1 protein-coding gene is annotated in these 1,196 nt (G+C 63.8%); it reads right to left on the bottom strand.

All coding sequences use genetic code 11. The annotated features are described in order from the left end of the window. On the bottom strand, positions 1-1,192 hold a 1,192-nt coding region (gene tuf, locus N8A90_RS25370; protein ID WP_262078056.1), incomplete at its 3' end, for an elongation factor Tu. Positions 1,193-1,196 lie beyond the last annotated feature (4 nt).

Genomic DNA, 1,196 nt, shown 5'->3' with positions numbered 1-1,196 from the left:
AGATGTCGAGGATCTTGGCCACGACGCCCGAACCCACGGTACGGCCGCCTTCGCGAATGGCGAAGCGCAGACCTTCTTCCATGGCGATCGGGTTGATCAGCTTCACGGTGATGCTGACGTTGTCGCCAGGCATGACCATTTCCTTGTCCTTGGGCAGCTCGATCGCGCCGGTCACGTCCGTCGTGCGGAAGTAGAACTGCGGACGGTAGTTGTTGAAGAACGGCGTGTGACGGCCGCCTTCGTCCTTGCTCAGCACATACACCTCGGCGGTGAAGTGCACGTGCGGCTTGATCGAACCGGGCTTGCACAGCACCTGGCCGCGCTCGACGTCTTCGCGCTTGGTGCCGCGCAGCAGCACGCCCACGTTGTCGCCAGCCTGACCTTGGTCGAGCAGCTTGCGGAACATTTCCACGCCGGTGCAGGTGGTCTTGACGGTCGGGCGGATGCCGACGATCTCGATTTCCTCACCGACCTTGATGATGCCGCGCTCGACGGCGCCGGTCACGACCGTGCCGCGGCCCGAGATCGAGAACACGTCTTCCACCGGCATCAGGAACGCGCCGTCGATGGCACGCTCGGGCGTCGGGATGTAGGTGTCCAGCGCGTCGGCCAGCTTCATGATGGCTTGTTCACCCAGCGGGCCCTTGTCGCCTTCGAGGGCAAGCTTGGCCGAGCCGTGGATGATGGGGGTGGCATCGCCCGGGAATTCGTACTTGTCCAGCAGCTCGCGCACTTCCATTTCGACCAGCTCGAGCAGTTCGGCGTCGTCGACCATGTCGCACTTGTTCAGGAACACGATGATGTAGCCCACACCCACCTGGCGCGCCAGCAGGATGTGCTCGCGGGTCTGGGGCATCGGGCCGTCGGCGGCCGAGCACACCAGGATCGCGCCGTCCATCTGGGCGGCGCCGGTGATCATGTTCTTCACATAGTCGGCGTGGCCGGGGCAGTCGACGTGGGCGTAATGGCGGTTGGCCGTTTCGTACTCGACGTGCGCGGTGTTGATCGTGATGCCGCGGGCCTTTTCTTCGGGCGCAGCGTCGATGTCGGCGTAGTTCTTGGCTTCGCCGCCGAACTTGGCCGACAGCACCGTTGCGATCGCCGCCGTCAGCGTCGTCTTGCCATGGTCAACGTGACCGATCGTGCCCACGTTCACGTGCGGCTTGGTGCGGGTGAATTTACCTTTTGCCATTTTC

This window comes from Variovorax sp. N23 (genome assembly GCF_025486315.1).
Lineage (GTDB): Bacteria > Pseudomonadota > Gammaproteobacteria > Burkholderiales > Burkholderiaceae_C > Variovorax.
This window is presented reverse-complemented; position numbering and strand designations above follow the sequence as displayed.